20 protein-coding genes are annotated in these 19,247 nt (G+C 71.8%); 8 read left to right on the top strand and 12 right to left on the bottom strand.

Annotated elements, in window-relative coordinates:
- Positions 1-43 precede the first annotated feature (43 nt).
- On the bottom strand, positions 44-841 hold the full coding sequence (locus tag ACN6LB_RS19100) for a VOC family protein (protein ID WP_356135177.1): 798 nt from the start codon (positions 839-841) through the stop codon (positions 44-46).
- A 144-nt stretch (positions 842-985) separates the two neighbouring features.
- Here ACN6LB_RS19100 and ACN6LB_RS19105 point away from each other — a divergent pair, with 144 nt between their 5' ends.
- Both ACN6LB_RS19105 and ACN6LB_RS19110 read left to right on the top strand, forming a co-directional pair.
- Positions 986-2,002, top strand: coding sequence for a zinc-binding alcohol dehydrogenase family protein (locus ACN6LB_RS19105; protein ID WP_445027052.1), 1,017 nt, complete (start codon positions 986-988; stop codon positions 2,000-2,002).
- A gap of 76 nt (positions 2,003-2,078) precedes the next feature.
- Complete coding sequence (locus tag ACN6LB_RS19110) at positions 2,079-3,305, top strand: PP2C family protein-serine/threonine phosphatase (protein ID WP_445026971.1); 1,227 nt, start codon at positions 2,079-2,081, stop codon at positions 3,303-3,305.
- 16 nt (positions 3,306-3,321) lie between these two features.
- Here ACN6LB_RS19110 and ACN6LB_RS19115 read toward each other — a convergent pair whose 3' ends face one another.
- Complete coding sequence (locus tag ACN6LB_RS19115) at positions 3,322-3,696, bottom strand: hypothetical protein (RefSeq protein WP_356135173.1); 375 nt, start codon at positions 3,694-3,696, stop codon at positions 3,322-3,324.
- A gap of 57 nt (positions 3,697-3,753) precedes the next feature.
- Complete coding sequence (locus ACN6LB_RS19120; protein WP_445026972.1) at positions 3,754-4,164, bottom strand: STAS domain-containing protein; 411 nt, start codon at positions 4,162-4,164, stop codon at positions 3,754-3,756.
- A gap of 279 nt (positions 4,165-4,443) precedes the next feature.
- On the opposite strand from ACN6LB_RS19120, the gene ACN6LB_RS19125 reads away from it, so the two are divergent.
- The 3 genes from ACN6LB_RS19125 (at position 4,444) to ACN6LB_RS19135 (ending at position 7,840) form a co-directional block, all read left to right on the top strand.
- Positions 4,444-5,103 carry a response regulator transcription factor gene (locus ACN6LB_RS19125; RefSeq protein ID WP_445026973.1) on the top strand — a complete coding sequence of 220 codons (660 nt, stop codon included), beginning with the start codon at positions 4,444-4,446 and terminating at the stop codon, positions 5,101-5,103.
- A 23-nt stretch (positions 5,104-5,126) separates the two neighbouring features.
- A complete protein-coding gene (locus tag ACN6LB_RS19130; protein ID WP_445026974.1) occupies positions 5,127-6,827 on the top strand; it encodes an ATP-binding protein in 1,701 nt (566 codons plus the stop codon).
- Between the two features lie 89 nt (positions 6,828-6,916).
- The gene (locus ACN6LB_RS19135; protein WP_445026975.1) at positions 6,917-7,840 is read left to right on the top strand and encodes an SGNH/GDSL hydrolase family protein; all 924 of its coding nucleotides are present in this window, start codon (positions 6,917-6,919) and stop codon (positions 7,838-7,840) included.
- Between the two features lie 52 nt (positions 7,841-7,892).
- Here the strand turns inward: ACN6LB_RS19135 and ACN6LB_RS19140 are convergent, their stop codons facing one another.
- From ACN6LB_RS19140 to ACN6LB_RS19155, 4 genes are all read right to left on the bottom strand, one after another.
- Positions 7,893-9,128 carry a glycosyltransferase gene (locus ACN6LB_RS19140; RefSeq protein ID WP_445026976.1) on the bottom strand — a complete coding sequence of 412 codons (1,236 nt, stop codon included), beginning with the start codon at positions 9,126-9,128 and terminating at the stop codon, positions 7,893-7,895.
- Positions 9,129-9,294: 166 nt separating this feature from the next.
- Positions 9,295-10,221, bottom strand: coding sequence for an aminoglycoside phosphotransferase family protein (locus ACN6LB_RS19145; RefSeq protein WP_445026977.1), 927 nt, complete (start codon positions 10,219-10,221; stop codon positions 9,295-9,297).
- A 153-nt stretch (positions 10,222-10,374) separates the two neighbouring features.
- A complete protein-coding gene (locus tag ACN6LB_RS19150) occupies positions 10,375-10,857 on the bottom strand; it encodes a VOC family protein (protein WP_445026978.1) in 483 nt (160 codons plus the stop codon).
- A 73-nt stretch (positions 10,858-10,930) separates the two neighbouring features.
- The gene (locus ACN6LB_RS19155) at positions 10,931-11,746 is read right to left on the bottom strand and encodes an alpha/beta fold hydrolase (protein ID WP_445026979.1); all 816 of its coding nucleotides are present in this window, start codon (positions 11,744-11,746) and stop codon (positions 10,931-10,933) included.
- Between the two features lie 270 nt (positions 11,747-12,016).
- On the opposite strand from ACN6LB_RS19155, the gene ACN6LB_RS19160 reads away from it, so the two are divergent.
- Both ACN6LB_RS19160 and ACN6LB_RS19165 read left to right on the top strand, forming a co-directional pair.
- Positions 12,017-12,670 (top strand): ATP-dependent Clp protease proteolytic subunit, encoded by a 654-nt coding sequence (locus tag ACN6LB_RS19160; protein ID WP_445026980.1) that lies wholly within the window; start codon positions 12,017-12,019, stop codon positions 12,668-12,670.
- A 1-nt stretch (position 12,671) separates the two neighbouring features.
- A complete protein-coding gene (locus ACN6LB_RS19165; protein WP_356135153.1) occupies positions 12,672-13,274 on the top strand; it encodes a ClpP family protease in 603 nt (200 codons plus the stop codon).
- A 49-nt stretch (positions 13,275-13,323) separates the two neighbouring features.
- Here the strand turns inward: ACN6LB_RS19165 and ACN6LB_RS19170 are convergent, their stop codons facing one another.
- From ACN6LB_RS19170 to ACN6LB_RS19180, 3 genes are all read right to left on the bottom strand, one after another.
- Positions 13,324-13,776: a helix-turn-helix domain-containing protein gene (locus ACN6LB_RS19170; protein ID WP_445026981.1), complete on the bottom strand. Its 453-nt coding sequence runs from the start codon at positions 13,774-13,776 to the stop codon at positions 13,324-13,326.
- 325 nt (positions 13,777-14,101) lie between these two features.
- Positions 14,102-14,587 (bottom strand): hypothetical protein, encoded by a 486-nt coding sequence (locus tag ACN6LB_RS19175; protein ID WP_445026982.1) that lies wholly within the window; start codon positions 14,585-14,587, stop codon positions 14,102-14,104.
- 96 nt (positions 14,588-14,683) lie between these two features.
- Positions 14,684-16,048, bottom strand: a complete 1,365-nt coding sequence (locus ACN6LB_RS19180; RefSeq protein ID WP_445026983.1) for a DUF6777 domain-containing protein — start codon at positions 16,046-16,048, stop codon at positions 14,684-14,686.
- Between the two features lie 162 nt (positions 16,049-16,210).
- Between ACN6LB_RS19180 and ACN6LB_RS19185 the strand changes: the two genes are divergently transcribed.
- Positions 16,211-17,482, top strand: coding sequence for a streptophobe family protein (locus tag ACN6LB_RS19185; protein WP_445026984.1), 1,272 nt, complete (start codon positions 16,211-16,213; stop codon positions 17,480-17,482).
- Here the strand turns inward: ACN6LB_RS19185 and ACN6LB_RS19190 are convergent.
- Both ACN6LB_RS19190 and ACN6LB_RS19195 read right to left on the bottom strand, forming a co-directional pair.
- Positions 17,479-18,483 carry a serine/threonine-protein kinase gene (locus ACN6LB_RS19190; RefSeq protein WP_445026985.1) on the bottom strand — a complete coding sequence of 335 codons (1,005 nt, stop codon included), beginning with the start codon at positions 18,481-18,483 and terminating at the stop codon, positions 17,479-17,481. The genes ACN6LB_RS19185 and ACN6LB_RS19190 overlap by 4 nt on opposite strands.
- Complete coding sequence (locus ACN6LB_RS19195; RefSeq protein ID WP_445026986.1) at positions 18,483-19,247, bottom strand: hypothetical protein; 765 nt, start codon at positions 19,245-19,247, stop codon at positions 18,483-18,485. The genes ACN6LB_RS19190 and ACN6LB_RS19195 overlap by 1 nt, the downstream gene beginning before the upstream one ends.

Consider the following 19,247-nt stretch of genomic DNA (forward strand, 5'->3'; position numbering starts at 1 on the left):
GCGCATCCCACGCCTGGGGTGCCCCCCACTTCGCCGACTGGGTTCAGGACACGTCGGTGGACCCTGGCATGTCGCCCCGGGTCGTCGTGATGTCGATGACGGAGAACGCCGCGCCCTGCGGGTCGTTGAGCGCCGCGAACCGGCCGAACGGGCTGTCCGTGGGGCCGAAGCGCACCACGGCCCCGCGTTCGGTCGCCTTCGCCACCGCCGCGTCGCAGTCCTCGACGGCAAAGTACACATTGACGTACGGCGGTACCTCGGGCGGGAAGTCGTCGGTGAGTTTCATGCGCCCCAGGACGGTGTCCTCGCCGAGGTTGTACATACGGTAGTCGATCGCGGCATCGTCCATCTGCTTCTCGCCGTATCCGAAGACGGCGGGGAAGAAGGCGTCCGCCTTCTCGGGCTCACGGGTGTACACCTCGGCCCAGGAGTACGCGCCCGGCACGGCCTGCGCCTCGAAGCCCTCGTGGACGCCGGCCTGCCATACGCCGAAGACGACACCGCCAGGGTCACGGGCCAGCAGCATGGAGCCGAAGTCGCCGACCTTCATCGGTTCCATCAGCACCTCGCCGCCGTTGTCCCGGATCTTCGCGGCGGTGGCCCCGGCATCCGGCGACGCGAGGTACAGGCACCAGGCGGACTGGCCCTCCTGCCCGGGCATCGGGGGGACGACGGCAGCGACCGCCTTGCCGTTCGCGTACGCCTGCGTGTAGTTGCCGTACTCCGACGACGCCTCGCCGAAGGTCCAGCCGAGCACGTCACCGTAGAAACTCTTGGCGCCCTCGACGTCACTGAACATCGCGTCGGCCCAACAGGGCGTTCCCTCAGGTCGTACTGCCATGGCGTTCGACTCTCTCCGCTTCGACGGACTGGTTGCGCGAGCCACGCTAGCCAGCCTTCGTCCGTACCGCGCGCCGAGCAGTGAACCTGCACGAGACTGGAACTCCGGGAGCTTCACGGTCGTCGACAGGACGGTGTCGGGATGATGCGCGCGTGGGCCGTGGCCGAGCCAGGACCGGTCGAGCGGGATCCGCTGCGGTTCGTCGAGAAGCCCCTGCCGACGCCGCGGCGGGGCGAGCTTCTCGTGCATGTCCTCGCCTGCGGGGTGTGCCGCACGGACCTGCACATCAGCGAGGGCGACCTGCCTGTGCACCGGCCCGGAGTGACACCCGGGCACGAGGTCGTGGGCGTGGTGGTGGCCAGGGGCGGGGCCGTCAGCGGCTTCGCGATCGGCGACCGGGTGGGCGTCGCCTGGCTGCGCCGTACCTGCGGGACCTGCGCGTACTGCGTGCGCGGGGCCGAGAACCTCTGCCCCGCGTCGGAGTACACCGGCTGGGACGCCGACGGGGGATACGCGCAGTACACGACCGTGCCCGCGGATTTCGCCCACCCGCTGCCGGACGACGTCGACGAGGTGGCCCTGGCCCCGCTGCTGTGCGCGGGCATCATCGGCTACCGCGCACTGCGCCGGGCCGCGCTGCCGCCGGGCGGCCGGCTCGGGCTGTACGGCTTCGGCGGCAGCGCCCATCTGTGCGCGCAACTGGCACTCGCGCAGGGAGCCACCGTGCACGTCCTGACGCGGGACCCGGCCGCGCGGCGGCTCGCGCTGGAACTCGGCGCCGCCTCGGCCCGCGGAGCCTACGACGCGCCTCCCGAGCCGTTGGACAGCGCGATCCTGTTCGCTCCGGTCGGGGACCTGGTTCCCGTCGCGCTGCGGGCCCTCGACCGGGGCGGCGTCCTGTCCGTCGCGGGCATCCACCTGAGCGACACTCCGCCGCTGCACTACGAGCGAGAGCTGTTCTACGAGAAGGAACTGCGCAGCGTCACCTCCAACACCCGCGAGGACGGGCGCGAGTTCCTGCGACTCGCCGCGCGGCACGGCGTACGGGCCACGACGCACGTCTACCCGCTGGCGCAAGCCCAGCACGCGCTGCGGGACCTCAAGGCCGGCCGCTTCGACGGTGCGGCCGTGCTGGTGAACGACCTGCCGCCGGTGCACTGACCGAGCCGGCGCGCGGGTGCGGGCCCGCCGCCCGCGTGCGTGGATGGATCCAGGCGTGTGACGCGGTGGAGGTGGCATGTCGGGCCGAGGCGGTGAGGAGCCCCCGGGTGCGCGGGCGCCGCTGGACGCGGTGGAGGATGCCATCGAGTCGATCGGCACCGGACTGGACGAGCGGACCACGTGCGAGGAGCTGGCCGCGTTCGTGTGCCGGCACGGGTGCGATGCCGCGGCGGTGGATCTGCTGCCGGAGGACATCCCGGCGGGACCGCCCGCGCCCGGCCCGCCGCTGTCGCGGATCGCCGCCGCCGGGCCCGGTGAACTGCTGAGGTCCTGGAGCGCACAGGGCGCGCGACCGCTGACCGTACGGGCGCTGGACGAAGGGCGTCCCATTGCCGCCACCCTCGACCTGTCCGGCCGTGTCGCCCGCCAGATCATCACGGTCCCGCTGTCGGCACACGGCAGGCTGTACGGGGTGCTGGTGGCCGTCCGGCACGGTCCTGCCTTCACGGACCGGGAGACGTCCACCGTGCACCGCGCGGCCCGGCTCGCCGCCGTCCACCTGGGCCACGCGCGCCGCCACAACGCCCTGCGCGGCACCGTGCTGGACCTTCAGCGAGCCCTGCTGGCCGAGCCGGGCCGGCCCCATCCGAACCTCACGCTCGCGACCCGCTATCTGCCGGCCGGCGGCGGAACGCTCGTCGGCGGGGACTGGTTCGAGACCGTGCGACTGCACTTCGGGCGGACGTTGCTGGTGGTGGGGGACGTCATGGGGCACGGTCTGGACGCGGCGGTGGACATGAACGCCTACCGCTCGATGCTGCGCTACGTGGCGTCGACGGACCTGCCGCCGCACCGGGTACTGCGGCGGCTGGACGCCGCGGTCTCCGACGACGGCACCCGTCGCCCGGCCACCTGTCTGCTGGTTCAGGTCGACCCGGCGCGCGGCACGGCCCTGCTCGCCGGCGCCAGTCATCTGCCGCCGGTCGTCTTCGCCGGGGACGGCACCGGCGAACTGCTGGACATGCCGGTCGGCCCCCCGCTGGGCACCGGGGTGGGCGGCTACACCTCCACCGCCCTCACGCTCGCACCCGACGACACGCTGGTGATGTTCACCGACGGTCTCGTGGAGCGGCGCGGCGAGGACATCGACGTCTCGCTGGCGCGGCTGGCCGGTCTGCGGCTGCCACCGGGGGCGAGCGTCGACGAGCTGCTCGACGGGCTCCTGGTCCGGCTCGACGCCCACCGTGCGGAGGACGACGTCGCGGTGCTCGCGGCCCGCATCCGCCCGCGTCCCGAAGGGTGAGGCGCGGCCCGGGGGCTCACAGCTCCCAGAAGGACTCGATCCGGCGCAGCCGGCGCTGCGCCTCGGCCGGCGATGCTCGGTGGCGGTCCAGGATCAGATAAAGGTAGATGCCCTGCAGCTTGCGCAGGGAGACGGGGCGGATGATGTGGTACTCGTCGGTCAGCGTCACCAGGATGTCCTCCAGGCTGTCGACGGGATAGCCGAGGACGGTCAGGGCGTGCAGTTTGGCCCGTACGACATCGGTATCCACCTCTCCCGCCTTGTGCAGGTCGAAGCCGCTCATTCCGCCGCGTACACCCAGGGTCACGCGGCTGAGATAGTCCACGACGGCCGCGCCGAGCGCACCGTCGATCGTCATGGCCGCGTCGAGCGCTCGTTCTGTCGGGTCCACCTTGCGCTCCTCCCGGCGGGACCTGCGCCTCGGCCGGACGAGGACGGGGTGCCGCTCTCATGCGTGGCGGTTCTCCCCCGTGCGGGTGACGTCCGCCAAGGCTTCGTCCAGTGTGGTTGAAGGGCGGAGCAGTTCCAAGGTGCCGTGCGCGACCAGCAGTCGGCGCATGCGCGTCGCGCACACCAGGCCGAACGGCACGCGTGCCTCGGTGACGCGTCGGCGCAAGCCCAGCACCATGCTCAGACCGGTGCTGTCGATGAAGGTGACCGCCCGAAGGTCTACGACGTAGCCGGGCGCGCGCAGCGCGGCGACCGAGTCCAGCCAGGGGCGTACGGAGAGGGTGGCCGCAAGGTCGACATCGCCCTGCAGCGCCACGACCAGCACCGCGTCCGCCGCGTACAGCCGGGCGCGGCCGCCGGGCGGAGGCCAGGTCGTCCCCGTGACCGGCGCCAAAGCTCGCTCGCTCAAACTGGTGGTCCCGTCCCGTCCGTGAGCGGCGCGCAGGCGTGCCGGCCGTACGCGGTGCGGTCGCCGTCGGCCCGGAAGTGCCGGGCAGCCAGTCCCGCAGCGGGCTCGTGCGGTGATCTGTGTCCCCGCACCGCACGAGCCCGCTCCGGAACTCCCCCTGCGCGGCTCCCCCTTGAACCGTGGGCTGCTTCTGTTCTACCTTCGCCACATGGTCGGGAGATCAACGCCCGCTCACCAGCGCAACAACGTGGGAGCGGCACCGGGACCGGGCGGTGAGCGATGCGGACTCACCTCGCGTTGATCGAGGACGACCCCGACTTCGCACTGATGTGCCGTTCCTATCTGGAGCGTGCGGGCTTCACCGTCACCTGGGCGATCGACGCGCGCGCCGGGAAGGCCGTGATGCACGAGGGCGGCATCGATCTGGCCGTACTCGATCTGGGGCTGCCGGACGGCAGCGGCCTGGACCTGCTGCGGGCGCTGCGCTCGATCAGCCGACTGCCGGTGATCGTCGTCACCGGGCGCGGCGAGGAGGCGGACCGGGTCGCGGGGCTGGAGATCGGCGCGGACGACTATCTCGTCAAGCCCTTCTCGCAGCGGGAGCTCGTGGCGCGGATCCGTGCCGTGCTGCGCCGTTCCCAGCCGCCGGAGAGCACGGAGATTCTCGCCGTGGGCGCACTGCGCGTCGACACCGCGGCCCGCCGGGCCGATGTCGCGGGCGCCCTGCTGACCCTGCGCCCCAAGGAGTACGCGCTGCTGGAACTGCTGGCCCGCGCCCCCGGCCGGGTCTTCTCCTCCGAACAGCTCCTGGAGCAGATCTGGGGCGTGTCCTGGCAGCAGCCGGCGACCGTCGTCGAACACGTCTACCGGCTGCGCGGCAAACTCACCGGCCTGCCCACACCCGCACCGCGCATCACCACGGTGCGCGGCTACGGCTAGCGACTCGATCCCTGAGGGCCGCCATGTCCGCGAACACCCACCACCCCACCCCGGACTTCCGGCGCCTGTTCGACTCGACGGCCTCCCCGCTGCTGATCCTGGCACCCGACTTCACCATCGTGGAGGTCAACCGCGCCTACCTCACGGCCACACGCACACAGCGGGGCATCGTCGGGCGCCGCATCTTCGAGGTGTTCCCCGACAACCCGGACGACCCCGCGGCCGACGGAGTACGCAATCTGCGCCGCTCCCTGGAGACCGTGGTCGCCACCGGCCGCGCGGACACGATGGCGCTCCAGCGCTACGACATCCCCACGGGCGAGGAGGGCGGCTTCGCCGAGCGCTACTGGAGTCCCGTCAACTCGCCGGTGCTGGACGGCGACGGCCGGGTGTCGCACATCATCCACCGCGTCGAGGACGTCACCGACTTCGTACGGCTGCACCGGGCGGAGCGGGAGCAGGAGCGAGCGGTCGCCGAGGCGCAGACCCGCGCGGACGGCATGGAGATCGATCTCTTCGTGCGCGCCCGGGAGATCCGCGAGGTCAACGAGCAGCTCAGTCGCGCCAACACGGAACTCGACGAGGCGGGGCGGCAGTTGAGGGAGGAGCAGCAGGCCAAGGACCGGTTCATCGCCACGCTCTCGCACGAGCTGCGCAATCCGCTCGCCGCCGCCACAGCGGCCACCGAACTGCTCGCCCTCGACCTGCCGGACGGGCACCCGGCACTGTCCGTCCTGGAACGGCAGCTGGGCACGCTGGTGCGGATGAGCAACGACCTGCTGGACGGTACCCGGGCCCTGACCGGCCGCCTGGAGCTGGTGCGGGAGCGGGCCGACCTGCGGACCGTCGTCGACAGTGCCTGTACCGACCTGAGCCGTCTGTTCGGGCAGGAGGACCGGACGCTCGTCGTCGAACTGCCCGCCGAGCCGGTGCTCGTGGACGGTGACCGGCTCAGGCTGGCCCAGGTGCTGACGAACCTGCTGTCCAACGCGCTCAAGTACACGCTGCCGGGCGGCCACGCGACGGCCCGTCTTTCGACGGCCCGCGGACAGGCCCGGCTCACCGTCGAGGACGACGGCATCGGTTTCGAACCGGGGCAGGCCGACGAGCTGTTCGGCGTCTTCATGCGGGCGGCTCCGGCGGGTCCCAGCACCCCCGAGGGCCTGGGTCTCGGCCTGTCCGTCGTCCGGACCGTCGTCGAACTCCACGGCGGGCGCATCAGCGCGCACAGCCGCGGTCCGGGAACCGGCGCCTTGTTCACCGTCCTGCTCCCCCTGGCCGCGGCCGACTCACCGCCTCCCCGGCTGCCGCGCGCCGCCCGCCGCGCCCCACGCCGCCTCGCCATCCTCATCGTCGAGGACAACACGGACCTGGCGACCACCTACCGCACCCTCCTGGAGCGACAGGGCCACCACGTCACAGCCGTCCACACCGGCGCCGACGCCCTCACCGCGACCGAGTCCCACCTCTTCGACGTCGTCCTGTGCGACCTCGGCCTGCCGGACCTCGACGGCTATGCGGTCGCCCGCGAGATCCGGTCCCGCCCGCACGGCGCCGAGCTCCGCCTCATCGCGGTCTCCGGCTTCAGCCGCGGCAGCGACCAGGGCCAGTCGCGCGCGGCCGGCTTCGACGCCCATCTCGCGAAGCCGCTGCCCTTGGCGGACCTCTTGGAGTTGCTGGAGGGGGACGGCGCGCAGCTCGGCCGAGGGCCTGCTCCTGCCTAGGGGGTGTGTGGCCGACACAGGTCTTCCCCCTTGTACCGCGCTGTGCTTGCCTGGGGAGCTCTTTCGGCGGGCGGGGCGGGAGTTGCGGCATGCGGAAGCCGTGGATCGTGGGGTTGTTGTTGGCCGGGCTGCTGCTCGGCGCGTGCGGTGACCCGGCGTCGGGGCCCGAGGCCTCGCCGCCCGCTCCGGCGGTACCCGGGGCTTCGGGGTCCCCGTCGACGACCACGCACCAGCGACCGGCCGCCTCCGCGGGCGCCACGGACGTCTCCGCCAACGCGCCCACCGTGCTCTACCTCGGGGACTCCCTCGCCATGGAGAACCAGAAGGTCCTCGGGAAGTCGCTGCGGGACAAGGTCCACGCTCGGTACACCAGTGCGCCGTACTCGGGCACCACCCTGTGCGACTACCTGGAGGGCACGGCGACGAAGTCACTGGTCCCGCCCGCGGACAAGGCGGCCGCCCTGGTGCGCTCGCTGCGGCCGGACTTCGTGGTGCTGCAGTTCTGGGGCAACTCCTGGGGCTACACGCCCTGCATGGACGGAATCACGTACAACGCCGACCGGCACCGCTACTTCACGCGGTACACCGCCGACATGAAGAAGCTGACCGAGCAGATCGGGCAGGCGGGCGGTGCGAAACGGCCACGGATCGTGTGGGTGCTGCAGGGGCCGGACCCGATCACCCCCGAACGCGTACGCGAAGTGAACGCGCTCTACGAGCTGCAGGCCGGCGCCTCCGGAGACCTGCTGGCCGACGCGGGCAAGGCGGTCAGCCCCACCTCGGCTCGCTACACCTGGGCGCAGTACCTGCCGTGCACCGCGTACGAGCACGATCATCCCGCGTACTGCACCCAGCCGAACCGTGACCGCACCACCCTGCACCGCGACGACGACTACCTGCACTTCTGTCTGGCGCCCACCATTTCGACGCCCAGGCCGTGCCCGGTCCGCTCCCCCGGCATCCTGCGCATCACCCGGGCGATCACCAAGGCCATCGCCGACCACGTCCGCTGACGGGCCGTCCGAGGGCAGGGCGCCCGCCCACGGCGCGACGATCGCGGATGGTTCACGCGGCCCCTGGCGCCCGCCACTTGCCGGCCATGTCGAGCAGCAGTTTCGCGGCCACCGTCGCACCATCCGTACGGATCGTGCCGGCCACCGCCTTCGCCCGTGTCCGGGTCGCGGGGGCCAGCGCGGTTGTGAGCGCGGCGGACAGGGAGTCGAGGGTCGGGCTCGGACCGTCGTGTGCCGCGCCGATGCCCAGCTCGGCCACCCGCGCGGCCCAGTGCGGCTGGTCCGCGATCTGGGGCACCACCACCTGGGGCGCGCCTGCGCGGGCAGCCGTCGTGGTGGTGCCCGCGCCGCCATGGTGAACGACGGCGGCCACCCGGCGGAACAGTGCCTGCTGGTTGACCTCGCCGACGGCGAAGCAGTCGTCGCGGTCGTCGATCGGGGCCAGGCCGGCCCAGCCACGGGCGAGGAGGACGCGGTGGCCCTGCGCACGGCTCGCCTCGATGGCCACCCGGGCGATGTCCTTCGGGGTGTGCGAGGCCATGCTGCCGAAGCCCACGTACACCGGCGGGGCGCCGGCATCCAGGAACTCCACCAGCTCGGCCGGGAGCGGACGCTCGTCCGGCAGGATCCACGCGCCGGTCTGCACGAGCTCGAGATCGGTCAGCTCCTGCCACGGGCCCAGGACCGGGTCCGCCGCCAGCAACCCCCGGCCGGTGAAGACATGGTCACGGACGTTGTCCACCGGTGGCAGCCCGATCGCCGCCCGATGACGGTTGAGCGCCTCCCCGTACAGCGCGTTCACGCGCTGGGCGTCCTGCTCCCACAGCACCTTGAGGTCCGTCTCGTCCTGTGGGGACGGTGTGCCCGGCCGCGCCCCGGGAGGGAAGTTCCGCGAGGGCAGTCCGATCGGGTGGAAGCACGCGAACACGTAGGGGATGCCCAGTTTCTCGGCCACGTCCCGCGCGCCGGCCGGCATCAGACCGGTCGCCAGCAGCATGTCGCATCCCGCGGCCGCCGCGGTGAGCGTCTCGAACCGCGCAGCGACCAACTCGGGCGCGAGGCGAAACGCGTCCTGAGCCGTCGGTGGCTTCGGGCCGGCGACGATCGAGTGCACCGACGGGCCGAGCGGCACCAGTTCCACGCCGGCACCGGCAAGCAGCGCCGCGAACTCCTCGTCCGGCGGAGCGCACACCACCGCTTCCGCGCCGAGTTCGCGCAATCGCACCGCGAGTCCCACCAGTGGTTCGACGTCCCCGCGCGATCCCCACACCGACAACACCACACGCATATCGCAAACCCCTCATTCCCGCAGGTTCTGGCCTCGGCCGATGATTCTGCGGCACACCGGGGGTCTTGCCGCAAGCCCCCCGGTGCGCTATACGTTGAAGAGGGAACGGAGGAGTTACTTCTGTGCCCTTTTTCTTTTGCCACGGGCTGCCGGAGGCTCTGAGCGTTCACTCCGTCAGCAGGTCTGCCAGTTGGTCGACGAACGTGATGAGCCAGTCCAGCCGTGATCCGCTGCGGGCCACCCGGAATCCGTGCCGGCGGCCCCAGAACGCCGCCTGGACGGCATGCAACTGAGCCCAACGCCGGACACGTTCGCGCTCGACCTCCGCCGCCTCGGCGAAGACGTCGATGACGCGGTGAACCGCCTTGCTCAGGTCGTCCGCCTCAAGGAGCGTCAGCGCACGCGACTTGAGCAGCGTGCCGCCGTCGTACGCGGGGTCTCCCACGTATCCCTTGGGGTCGACGGCGAGCCACGGCTCACGGTCGGCGCGCAGGATGTTGCGGGCGTGCAGGTCGCCGTGGATGAGGATGTCCGGCTGGGTGCGGCCCAGTTCGCGGACGGTCGCGACGGCGGCGTCCACCGCGCGACGCGAGAACGTGTGCGTCAACTCCTGTGCATCCTGGCGCAGCTGCTCCTCCCAGACATCGGCTTCCCTGCACAACCGCGGCAGGCCGGCCGGAGCCGGTACAGCCAGTCGGTGATTGATCCGCCCGGCGACTCTCACCACCGCATCACCGTCGTCGACCTCCGCCAGGGTCGACGTCCTGACCCGCTCCAGGAGCATCGCGAAGCGACTGTCGTCACGCTCGTGCAGGAGTACGGCTCCGCGCCCGCCCCACGCCGCGAACGCGTCCGGCTCATGGACGTTGCCGGGATGCGGAAACGACACCTTCAGCACGGCGGTACCCTCGCCCCGCCGCCGCACGGGGACAATGACCCCGACTCCCCCGTGCATGACCACGCCGTCCGGCACGCACCCCCAGCGCCCCAGCAACTCGTCCACGATCCCGGGCAGTTCGGCGAGCCACTGCGCTCCGGGTTCCCCTTCGCGCTCGACGGTGCTCCGCGCGAACGCCTCTGGTACCTCGATCATTCGGGCACTGTACGCAGCCGACGAACGCCGTCGGCAAGGCAGGCTTCGCTGTCTTCGCCGGCCGTCACGCACAGCGCCGGCACCGCGCTGCACAGCGGCCGGCCCGCCCTGACCCCGGTCGGGGTGGGGAAGACCGGCCGCCGTGCCGGCACGTCATTCGCCTGCGTACGCCTTCTCCAGGGCAGCGATGTCCAGCTTGGACATCTGGAGCATCGCCCGGCTCGCGCGGGTCGCCTTCTCCGGGTCCGGGTCGGCGATCATCTCCAGGAGCCTGGCCGGGATGACCTGCCAGGAGAGGCCGAACTTGTCCTTGAGCCAGCCGCAGGGGCCGGCGCTGCCGCCGTCCTCGGTGAGCTTGTTCCAGTAGAAGTCCACTTCTTCCTGGTCCGCGCAGTAGATCTGGAAGGAGATGGCCTCGTCGAACGTGAACTGCGGGCCGCCGTTCAGGGCCACGAACTTCTGCCCGTTGGCCACGAACTCCACGGCCACCACGGAACCGGCCGGGCCGGGGCCGGCGTCGGTGTAGCGGCCGACCTGGCCGAGCTCGGAGTTCTTGAAGATCGACACGTAGTAGTGGGCGGCTTCCTCTGCCTGTCCGTCGAACCACAGGCATGTGGTGAATCCGTCGGCGGGCATCGATTCCTCCTCGGGTGGGGTACGTCGTCATCTCTGTCGACCGGTCGTCGACCCGAAACTCATCGGTGGCGCGTCATGTGTTCTCGGCGCCTCGGGCCGCGAAGGCGGCGATGTCGGCGAGGACGCGTTCGGGCTGTTCCCAGTGGACGACGTGCCCGACGCCTTCGTAGGTGAGCAGTCGCGCTCCGTGGACGGCGTCCAGAATGGTCTGCTGGTCGTCTCGGGGCAGGAAACCGTCCTGGGCGCCCCAGATGACGAGGGTCGGCACCAGGATGCCCGCGAGGGTGGCGCGGAGTTCGGCTTCCAGCAGTCCGCGGACGGTCTCCTGCCAGACGTACGCGGGAAGTTTGAGGCCTTCCTCGACCAGCGTCTCGACGAATCCGCGGGCGATCGGCCGGTCGACCATGCCCGCGAGGAACTCCTCGACGAACTCGCGCGGCACGGGGTCCGAGAGGCCTTCGACGCTCTCGCGCACAGCGGTCACCGCCGGCTTGTCCGCGAGGGTGGCGGGGACCCCGACCAGCACCAGCCCGGAGATCCGGTCCGGGTGGCTGCCCGCGACGATACGGGCGCTGACGCCGCCGCTGGAGGATCCGACAAGGATCGTGCGTTGGATGCCGACGGCGTCGAGGAAGGCCACGAGATCGGCGGCGAAGTCGTCGGGCGTGTAGCCGCCGGCAGGGCGGTCGGCGTCGCCGTGGCCCCGCTGGGTGGGCGCATAGCCGTGCAGGGACGCGGGGAGTCGCCTCAGCAGGGGCTCGAAGGACCACCAGGAGTCCGCGAGTCCGTGCACGAAGACGACCGGTGTGCCCTCGGGGTCGCCCGCTTCGGCGTACGGGAGGGTGAGCCCTTCCCGCACCAGCGCGGATTTCAGGGAGATCGCGGTCATGGCAGCCTGCCTCCCTCCGCTCGGCCGCCCGGATTCCGTGGCCGGGGGATGCACGCGGCGATCAGTTCCGACAGTACCGATCACCCCGGATCGGCGCAGAACGGGCGACGGGGGCCACCTCGTCCCATGCCCGCCGGAGCCGGGTTTTCATGCCATGGAAGCGTCTGCCCGTGGCGAATCTGCTGCGGGCCGAGAAAGCCCGGGCAGTGGCGCGTTCGGGTCGAGAGTGGAGAACGCGGCGAGCCGGCCGCACCACCACGAGGAGGACCGATGACTCCACTCATCACAGGCTGGGATCCGGGCCGCGCCCCGCGGGCCGAAGAGGGCGACACCGCGGCGACCCGCTTCGACGACCATCTGGCCGCGCAACTGCTCGCACAGCGGATCGTCCTGCTCGGCACCCAGGTCGACGAGGTCTCCGCGAACCGGGTCTGTGCCCAGCTGCTCCTGCTGTCGGCGGAGGACTCGCGGACGGACATCAGCCTGTACATCAACAGTCCGGGCGGATCGGTGACCGCGGGTCTCGCGATCTACGACACGATGCGGCTGATCCCCAACGACGTCTCGACGCTCGCCATGGGGTTCGCGGCGAGCATGGGCCAGTTCCTGCTGAGTGTGGGCACGCACGGCAAGCGCTTCGCGCTGCCGAACGCGCGGATCATGATGCACCAGCCGTCGGCGGGGATCGGCGGGACGACCGCCGACATCGAGATCCAGGCGGAGAACCTGGAGTTCACCAAGAGGGCCATCGAGCGGATCACCGCGGAACACACCGGCCAGAGCGAGGAGACGATCTCCCAGGACGGCGACCGCGACCGCTGGTTCACGGCCGAACAGGCCAGGGAGTACGGCATGGTGGACCGGGTCGTGGAGTCGCTCGACGACGTCCGCCCGGCCGCGTCACGACGACGGATGGGGCTCTGACATGGGTACGTACACGATTCCGAACGTCGTCGAGCGGACTCCCCAGGGCGAGCGGTCCTACGACGTCTTCAGCCGGCTGCTGTCCGAGCGCATCATCTTCCTCGGCACGGAGATCGACGACGGGGTCGCCAATGTCGTCATCGCGCAACTCCTCCATCTGGAGTCGTCGAGTCCGGAGAGCGAGATCGCGATCTACATCAACTCGCCCGGTGGCTCGTTCACTTCACTCATGGCGATCTACGACACGATGACGTACGTCCAAGCGCCGATCTCCACGTTCTGCGTCGGACAGGCTGCCTCCACGGCGGCGGTGCTGCTGGCCGGAGGCGATCCCGGGCGACGGTTCGTGCTGGAGCACGCGCGGGTGCTGCTCGGCCAGCCGGCCAGCGGCGGTCGGCAGGGCACGGTCTCGGACCTCACCCTCCAGGCCAAGGAGATGCTGCGGATCCGCACGCAGGTCGAGGAGGTTCTCTCCCGGCACACGCACCATGACGTGGGCACCCTGCGCGCGGACATGGACCGCGACAAGATCTTCACCGCGCAGGAGGCCGTGGCCTACGGGCTGGCCGACGAGGTGGTCAGCCGACGGCTCGTGACGGCCTGATCCCCCCGAGGCGCCCGACGGCGCCCGGGCGGGACCGGCCGCGGGCCGCTCAGGCCGCCAGGCACATCCCGTCGTACCGCGGAGTGGACGCGGCGCGCCCACGGTCCGGACGCCGCAGCCGGGCGAGTCGCGTGAGCTCGTCCTGGGCCAGCGACAGCAGGTCGGGGAGCCCGAGGCCGAGAGCGCGCGCGGCGGCCGCGAGGACTTCCGAGGAGGCCTCCTTGCGGCCGCGCTCCAGCTCCGACAGGTAGGGCATCGAGATCCGGGCCTCCTCGGCCACGTCCTTGAGCGTGCGCTCCTGGGCCAGCCGCTCGCGTCGCAGGACGTCACCCACGAGGTCCCGCCACAGGGGCTCCTTCTCCGCGGGCGCCGGTGGCACCTGTTGAGGGGCGAGCAGCGGCCGGGGACGCTGCGGCGCGCGTGCCGGAGCGGTGGCCGGACTCGGCGCGGACGCCGGGCGCAGTGGAATGACGCGGGCTTCGTTCGGCGCTTGGTTGCTCACCCTCTCAGCCTAGAAGCACCGGGCCGCAGCGGAAGGCATCGGCGTTCCGCTCTCGGTGAAGTACGGAAGGCAGTTGGAGCCGCACCGCCGACCGCGCGGCTCCAACCTCGCCCTCCGGGAGCGTGGCGAGAACTCCCGCTCCTCGCCACCGAGGAGGACAACCGCGCGAGAAGTGAGGAGGGGAGCACCACTCCTCGCGCGCCGGAACGGCCCTGCCTCTCCGACAACCAGGACCAGGCGGCCGTCCCGCTCCAGGCCTCGACCGTACTCCGCTCCGGCGGGACAACTCCCCTTCGGGCAACCGTAGGTTTGCACCGCTTCCGGTCTACTGCTCTCCCTCGCCGAGGGCTTGGCCTGCCACCGGGCGCACGGCCACGGGAGCGCCCCTGAGCCGGGCCTCGCGCAGGGGAACCCGGCGACCGACCAGTGTGGGGTGGGTGAGGGCGAGGAACCATGTGTCGGCGGTGACGGCGATCCCCCGGATGGCGGCCGCACGGTGGCATGCGCTCACGCCCCCGGGGTCGACGACCCAGCGGGGGCGGGCGAGGGCGGTGACGCTGCGGACCGACTGGCGGGAGTCGGCCAGGTCGTCGGTCTGGAGCACCACGAGGCGCCGTGGGGAGACCACGGCGGACAGCAGGTGCTTGATCACACTGGTCTCGGGGAGCAGCACGACCGGTTCGCCGTCCAGGTCGACGAGGCCGACGAGTTCGATGTACGGGTAGCCGCGCCGGGTGACCGCCAGCCGTGCAGCCGAAGCGCAGGCCAGTACGTCGAGGCATTCCTGTTCGGTGAGTCGGCTCTCGTCCACGTTTGGGCCCTCCGCCGAGTGGCCGCGACCGCAAGCACCGACGGTCGCGAACCGCATCCTGTGGAACTCTGCGTCACGGTCCCGCTGTCACAGTCGTCACAGTCCAGGGTTCGTACCGGACGACTCCGGCCCGGAGTCGGTCGACGCCGACTGCGCCGTCGTACCGGAGGAGACGTTGTCGGGTGGTGACGGGGGGTATGCCGGTCCTGTCGTCGGGGGCTGCGACGTCGACTGGGACGGCGACGGGGTCGGCGACGAGGAGGACGGGGCCGGTGGGCACGTGCTCGGCGCGCCGCTCGGGGAACCGCTCGGCGGTGCCTTCGACGGCGTACCGGTGGGTGCGGACACGCACGGCGAGGGGGAGTTCGGCGACGGAGAGCTGGGGGTCGCAGAGCTCGGGGTCGGGGAGGAGACGCTCACCGACGGGGACGGCTTCGCCGGGGGGTCCGTCTTCTGGTCGTGTTTGCCGGTGTCGCCGTGGTGGCGGGTGAACCAGTCGTCGTGGTCGGGGTCGTAGATCACGAACACGTTGATGACCGTGACCGCGGGCGAGACGACCACGACGTTCTGCGGCCGGTACGACGGCCACGAGTCACCCGTCCGCTTGGGGGTGCTCTGCTGCGCGACGGGCGGCAGCAGCGGGTTGCCGCAGGCACAGCGCACTCGGGGCACACCGCGGTCGTCGACGAGCACGGCGGTGCCTGTCTGCAGGACCGCCTGGTAGCTGGTGGGGGCGCCGTTGCGGTAGCCGTGGTTGGTGACGCGGGTGTCCATGCGCAGCTGGACGGGGGTCAGCGAGCGCAGATAGGCGGGCACCGAGGAGGGCTGGATTCCCTCGACCGACGCGAACGCCCTGTTCTTCGCCGGGTCCGCGTTGAGCGCGTTGATCTGCTTCTCGACGTCGCAGCTGGCGACCTTGCGGGTGCCGCCGTAGAGGCCGGGCGCGGAACCGTCCACGCCGCGTGTCACGTTGGCGGACTCCGAGGTGTTGGTGGCCGTGGGGGTCTGGGGGGCGGTGGAACTGTCGCGTGCCGTCGACTCCGTGAACGGGTCGGGCCCCGACTTGCTCGCGGACTGCAGGAACACCTCGCCGCCCTTGGCGCTCGTGCCGCTGTCGTCGGAGCGGGTCAGGACTATGCCGAGGGTCACCGCGGCGACCAGGCCCGCGGTGATCAGGGCGACGCGCGGCGCCGATTTCCACCAGGGGCGGTCCGGCCCCTTGCCGGCGCCCTGTCCCGGTTCGCCCGGCCCGAGCGGACCGCTGGGTCCGGAGCCCGATCCGCCCGATCCGCCCGCGCCACCGTCGTTGCCCGCGCCGGACGCGCCGTCCGGGGGGCCCAGCGGGGCTCGGCCGCTCGGCTGGGTGGGGCTGGGCGGTGTGGGACTGGGCTGGGTCGGACCTGACAAGGGGCCCGACGGCGGTCCTGTGGGGCGGCCTGATGACGGCGGTTCGACGCTCACGAGTTCTTCTTCCCGGTGTAGGGTCCCACGGCACTTCAGATGCTTTGTGCCGCTTTCTTCCACAACGCACCCATTGTGTGCTCCGGTCCCATGCCGCCCGCAAGCCGACGCGGTCGGCCCTCCCGGCGCGCGGACCGCCTCGCCGGTGCTTAGCGTGGCAGCGTGAGCCTCCAGACAGCGTCCGACCAGGGAGTTGCCCGCCACGGCTGGGTCCAGGCCCTCGCGGCCGTACTGGCCGGGGTGATCGCCATGGGGGTGGTCGCCGGGCTCGGGCTGTGGGCCGCCGGAGCCGCGGATCTCCCCGACAACGCCTTCCCACACGTCGTCGCGGCCACCGTGGTGACGGCGGTCGGCGGCACCGTGAAGCTCTCGGGCGATGCCGGGGCGATCGCCGGCACCAAGGCGGGCCTGACGGTGATTCCGCTGTCGGTCACGCTCGTCGGATCCCTGGTGATCGCCGCCGCGTTCCTGCGCCCGCTGCGGCACCGGGCCGTGGCAGGCGCCGCCGAACTGGCGGGCTGGGCCGCCCGGATCACCCTGTTGTGGCTGGCGGCGCTCGTCGCCGTCGCACTCCTGGCACGCCAGACCTTCACGGTGTCGCTCGGCGACGGAACCCTCGGCGACATCGGCGGCCTGCTCGGCGCCACGCCGAAGGTGGGCTTCGAGACCGACATGCCGCCGACGCTGGCCTTCGGCGTCCTGTGGCTGGCGGGCGTGCTGATCCTGGCCCTGCTGGTCGCGCGCGGGGCGCCGCTGCCGGCCCGGCTGCTGCGCTTCCAGGAGTCGGTGCGACCGGCCGCCTTCGCCATGGTGGCGCTGCTGCTCACCTACGTCGGGCTGGGGCTGGCCGCCGGGCTGACGGTGGCCGCGACGCGCGGACACGTCCCGGAGACGTTCGCCGTGATCCTGCTCGGCCTGCCGAACCTCGTCTGGCTCACCTTCACGCTCGGACTCGGCGCCACCTGGAACGGCCGCGTGGACGGACCCTTCGGACTGCCCATGCCGCACCTCCTCGACCAGGTGCTGCGCACCCCGGACATCTCCACGCTCAATCTGCGCACCCTCGCCGACTTCGACGGCAGGGTGTGGTGGCTGGTGGTCGTCAACGCGGTCCTGCTGCTGGCCGCCGCGTTCCTCATGGCGGTCCGTTCACCCGCCCGGATGCGTGTCTGGCAGCACGCCCTGCACATGGCGATCGCGCTGGCGCTCACGGTGCTCATGATCTGTCTCGTCGGCCGGATCTCGGCGCACTACGGCCTGTCCGTGCTCGGCATCGGCGACCTCGGCGGCGGCCTGTCCGGATCGCTGCTCCTGCGACCCGAGATGTGGACCGCGATCGGCCTCGCCGCGCTGTGGGGACTGGTCACCGGATTCCTCGGCGGCGCACTGGCGAGCAGGGTCCACCGCCGGGGCGAGGTGGCCGCCGCCGTCTAACGCGGGAAGACCGGGTGGGCCCAACCGGGCGGTTGGGGTGGCGGCCCCGGGTACTCCGGTGTTCCGGCGGCCCCCGGATCCACCTGGGTCCGCTCGTGCCCGGCGTCCTTCGCGCCGCTCGCGGCGGCCCGCAGTGCGGTCACGAACGCGAGACACGAGTCGTAGCGGTCGTCGGGGCTCTTGGACAGCGCCTTCGCCAGTACGGCGTCGACGGGGGCGGCGATGTCGCGGCGCTTGTCGCTCAGCGGCGGTGGGTCGTCGTACTGGTGGGCCCACAGCAGTGCCATGTCGTCCTCGCGCTGGAAGGGCGGCTTCCCGGCCATCGACTCGTAGACGACGCACGCGAGACTGTAGACGTCGCACCGGCCGTCCACCGGCTTGCCCGAGATCTGTTCCGGTGCCACGTAGTCGAGCGTGCCGACGAACTGGCCGACGCTGGTGAACCCGGTCAGCGACAGCGACTTCTTCGTCAGACCGAAGTCCGTGAGGTAGACGTGCTCGGGGTGGTCGCTGTCGGTTCCCTCCGCCACCAGGATGTTGCCGGGTTTCACGTCCCGGTGCACCAGGCCGTGGTCGTGCGCAGCGTCGAGTGCGGAGGCGACCTGGAGGGCGATACGGGCGGCGACCTTGACCGGCATCGGACCCTCGCGGTCCAGAAGGTGCCGCAGGTCGAGCCCGGCGACGTACCGCATGGCGATGTACAGGACGCCGTCGGTCTCACCCGCCTCGAAGACCGGCACGATGTGCGGATGGTCGATCGCCGCGGCCACCCGTGACTCATGGGTGAAGCGGCGGCGGAAGGTGTCGTTGCGGGCGAGTTCCGGGGCGAGCAGCTTGAGCGCGACGGCCCGGTCCAGACGCAGGTCCCTGGCCCGGTAGACGACCGCCATCCCGCCGCGGCCGATCTCGCGCTCGATCCGGTAACTCGCGATCTGCCGGCCGACGAGGTCGGAGGGGCGTCCCGAGTACAGGCTCGTGTCGTGCCGCTCCCCGCCGTCCATCACCGGTCTCCCGGCTCGTCCGGCACGCGCGGGACGAGCCGCGTCGGATCCTGACCGTCCGGGTCGGCCTCTTGGACGAGCTGCGTCGCCTCATGATCACCGGGAGCCGCTTCCTGCACGAGGCGCTCCGGGCCATGACCACCGGGGGCGACCTCCGCCTCCTGCACGACACGTGTCGGGTCGTGACCGCCCGGCGCGGGCTCCTCCGCGAAGTGCTGGGGTTCGTGACGTTCGGGTGGGGGCTCGGGCTCGTCGCCGCCCGGTTCCGGCGTATCCGCCGCCGGGTCCCCGGTGGAGGCGTACGTGCTCAGCCGGGTGCCGTCGCAGTACACCCAGCGCTCGTGGTCGGCGTCGTACAGCCAGAGCGACTCCCCGTCGACGATCACCCCGACCCGCTGCCCGCGGGTGCGGGCCCGGAAGGACTCCCCGTCGAGCCGTCCGGCGGCGAGGTCCTCGGCCGCGCCTCGGTAGCCGGTGAGTGCCTGCTCCACGCGGGCCAGCAGCGGGCGCGGGTCCGCGGTGCGGGCGAGCGGGCTGCCCGCGGCGGGCGGCGCCTGCGGTACGGCGACCAGCAGGCGGCCGTCGACCCAGGCCGACCAGCCGTTGGCACAGGCGATCCGGGCCCAGTCGCCGAGCCGGTCGAGCAGCCGCACGGGCAGCAGCGCGTCGAGCGGCACCGTGGGCCGCGAGGGGTCCGGGCTCTCCCAGGCGGCCATGCCGTCCTGGGGCACGACGTGCGTGGGGCGGAAGCCGGGAGTCGTCAT

It is taken from the genome of Streptomyces sp. SAS_270, from assembly GCF_052543295.1.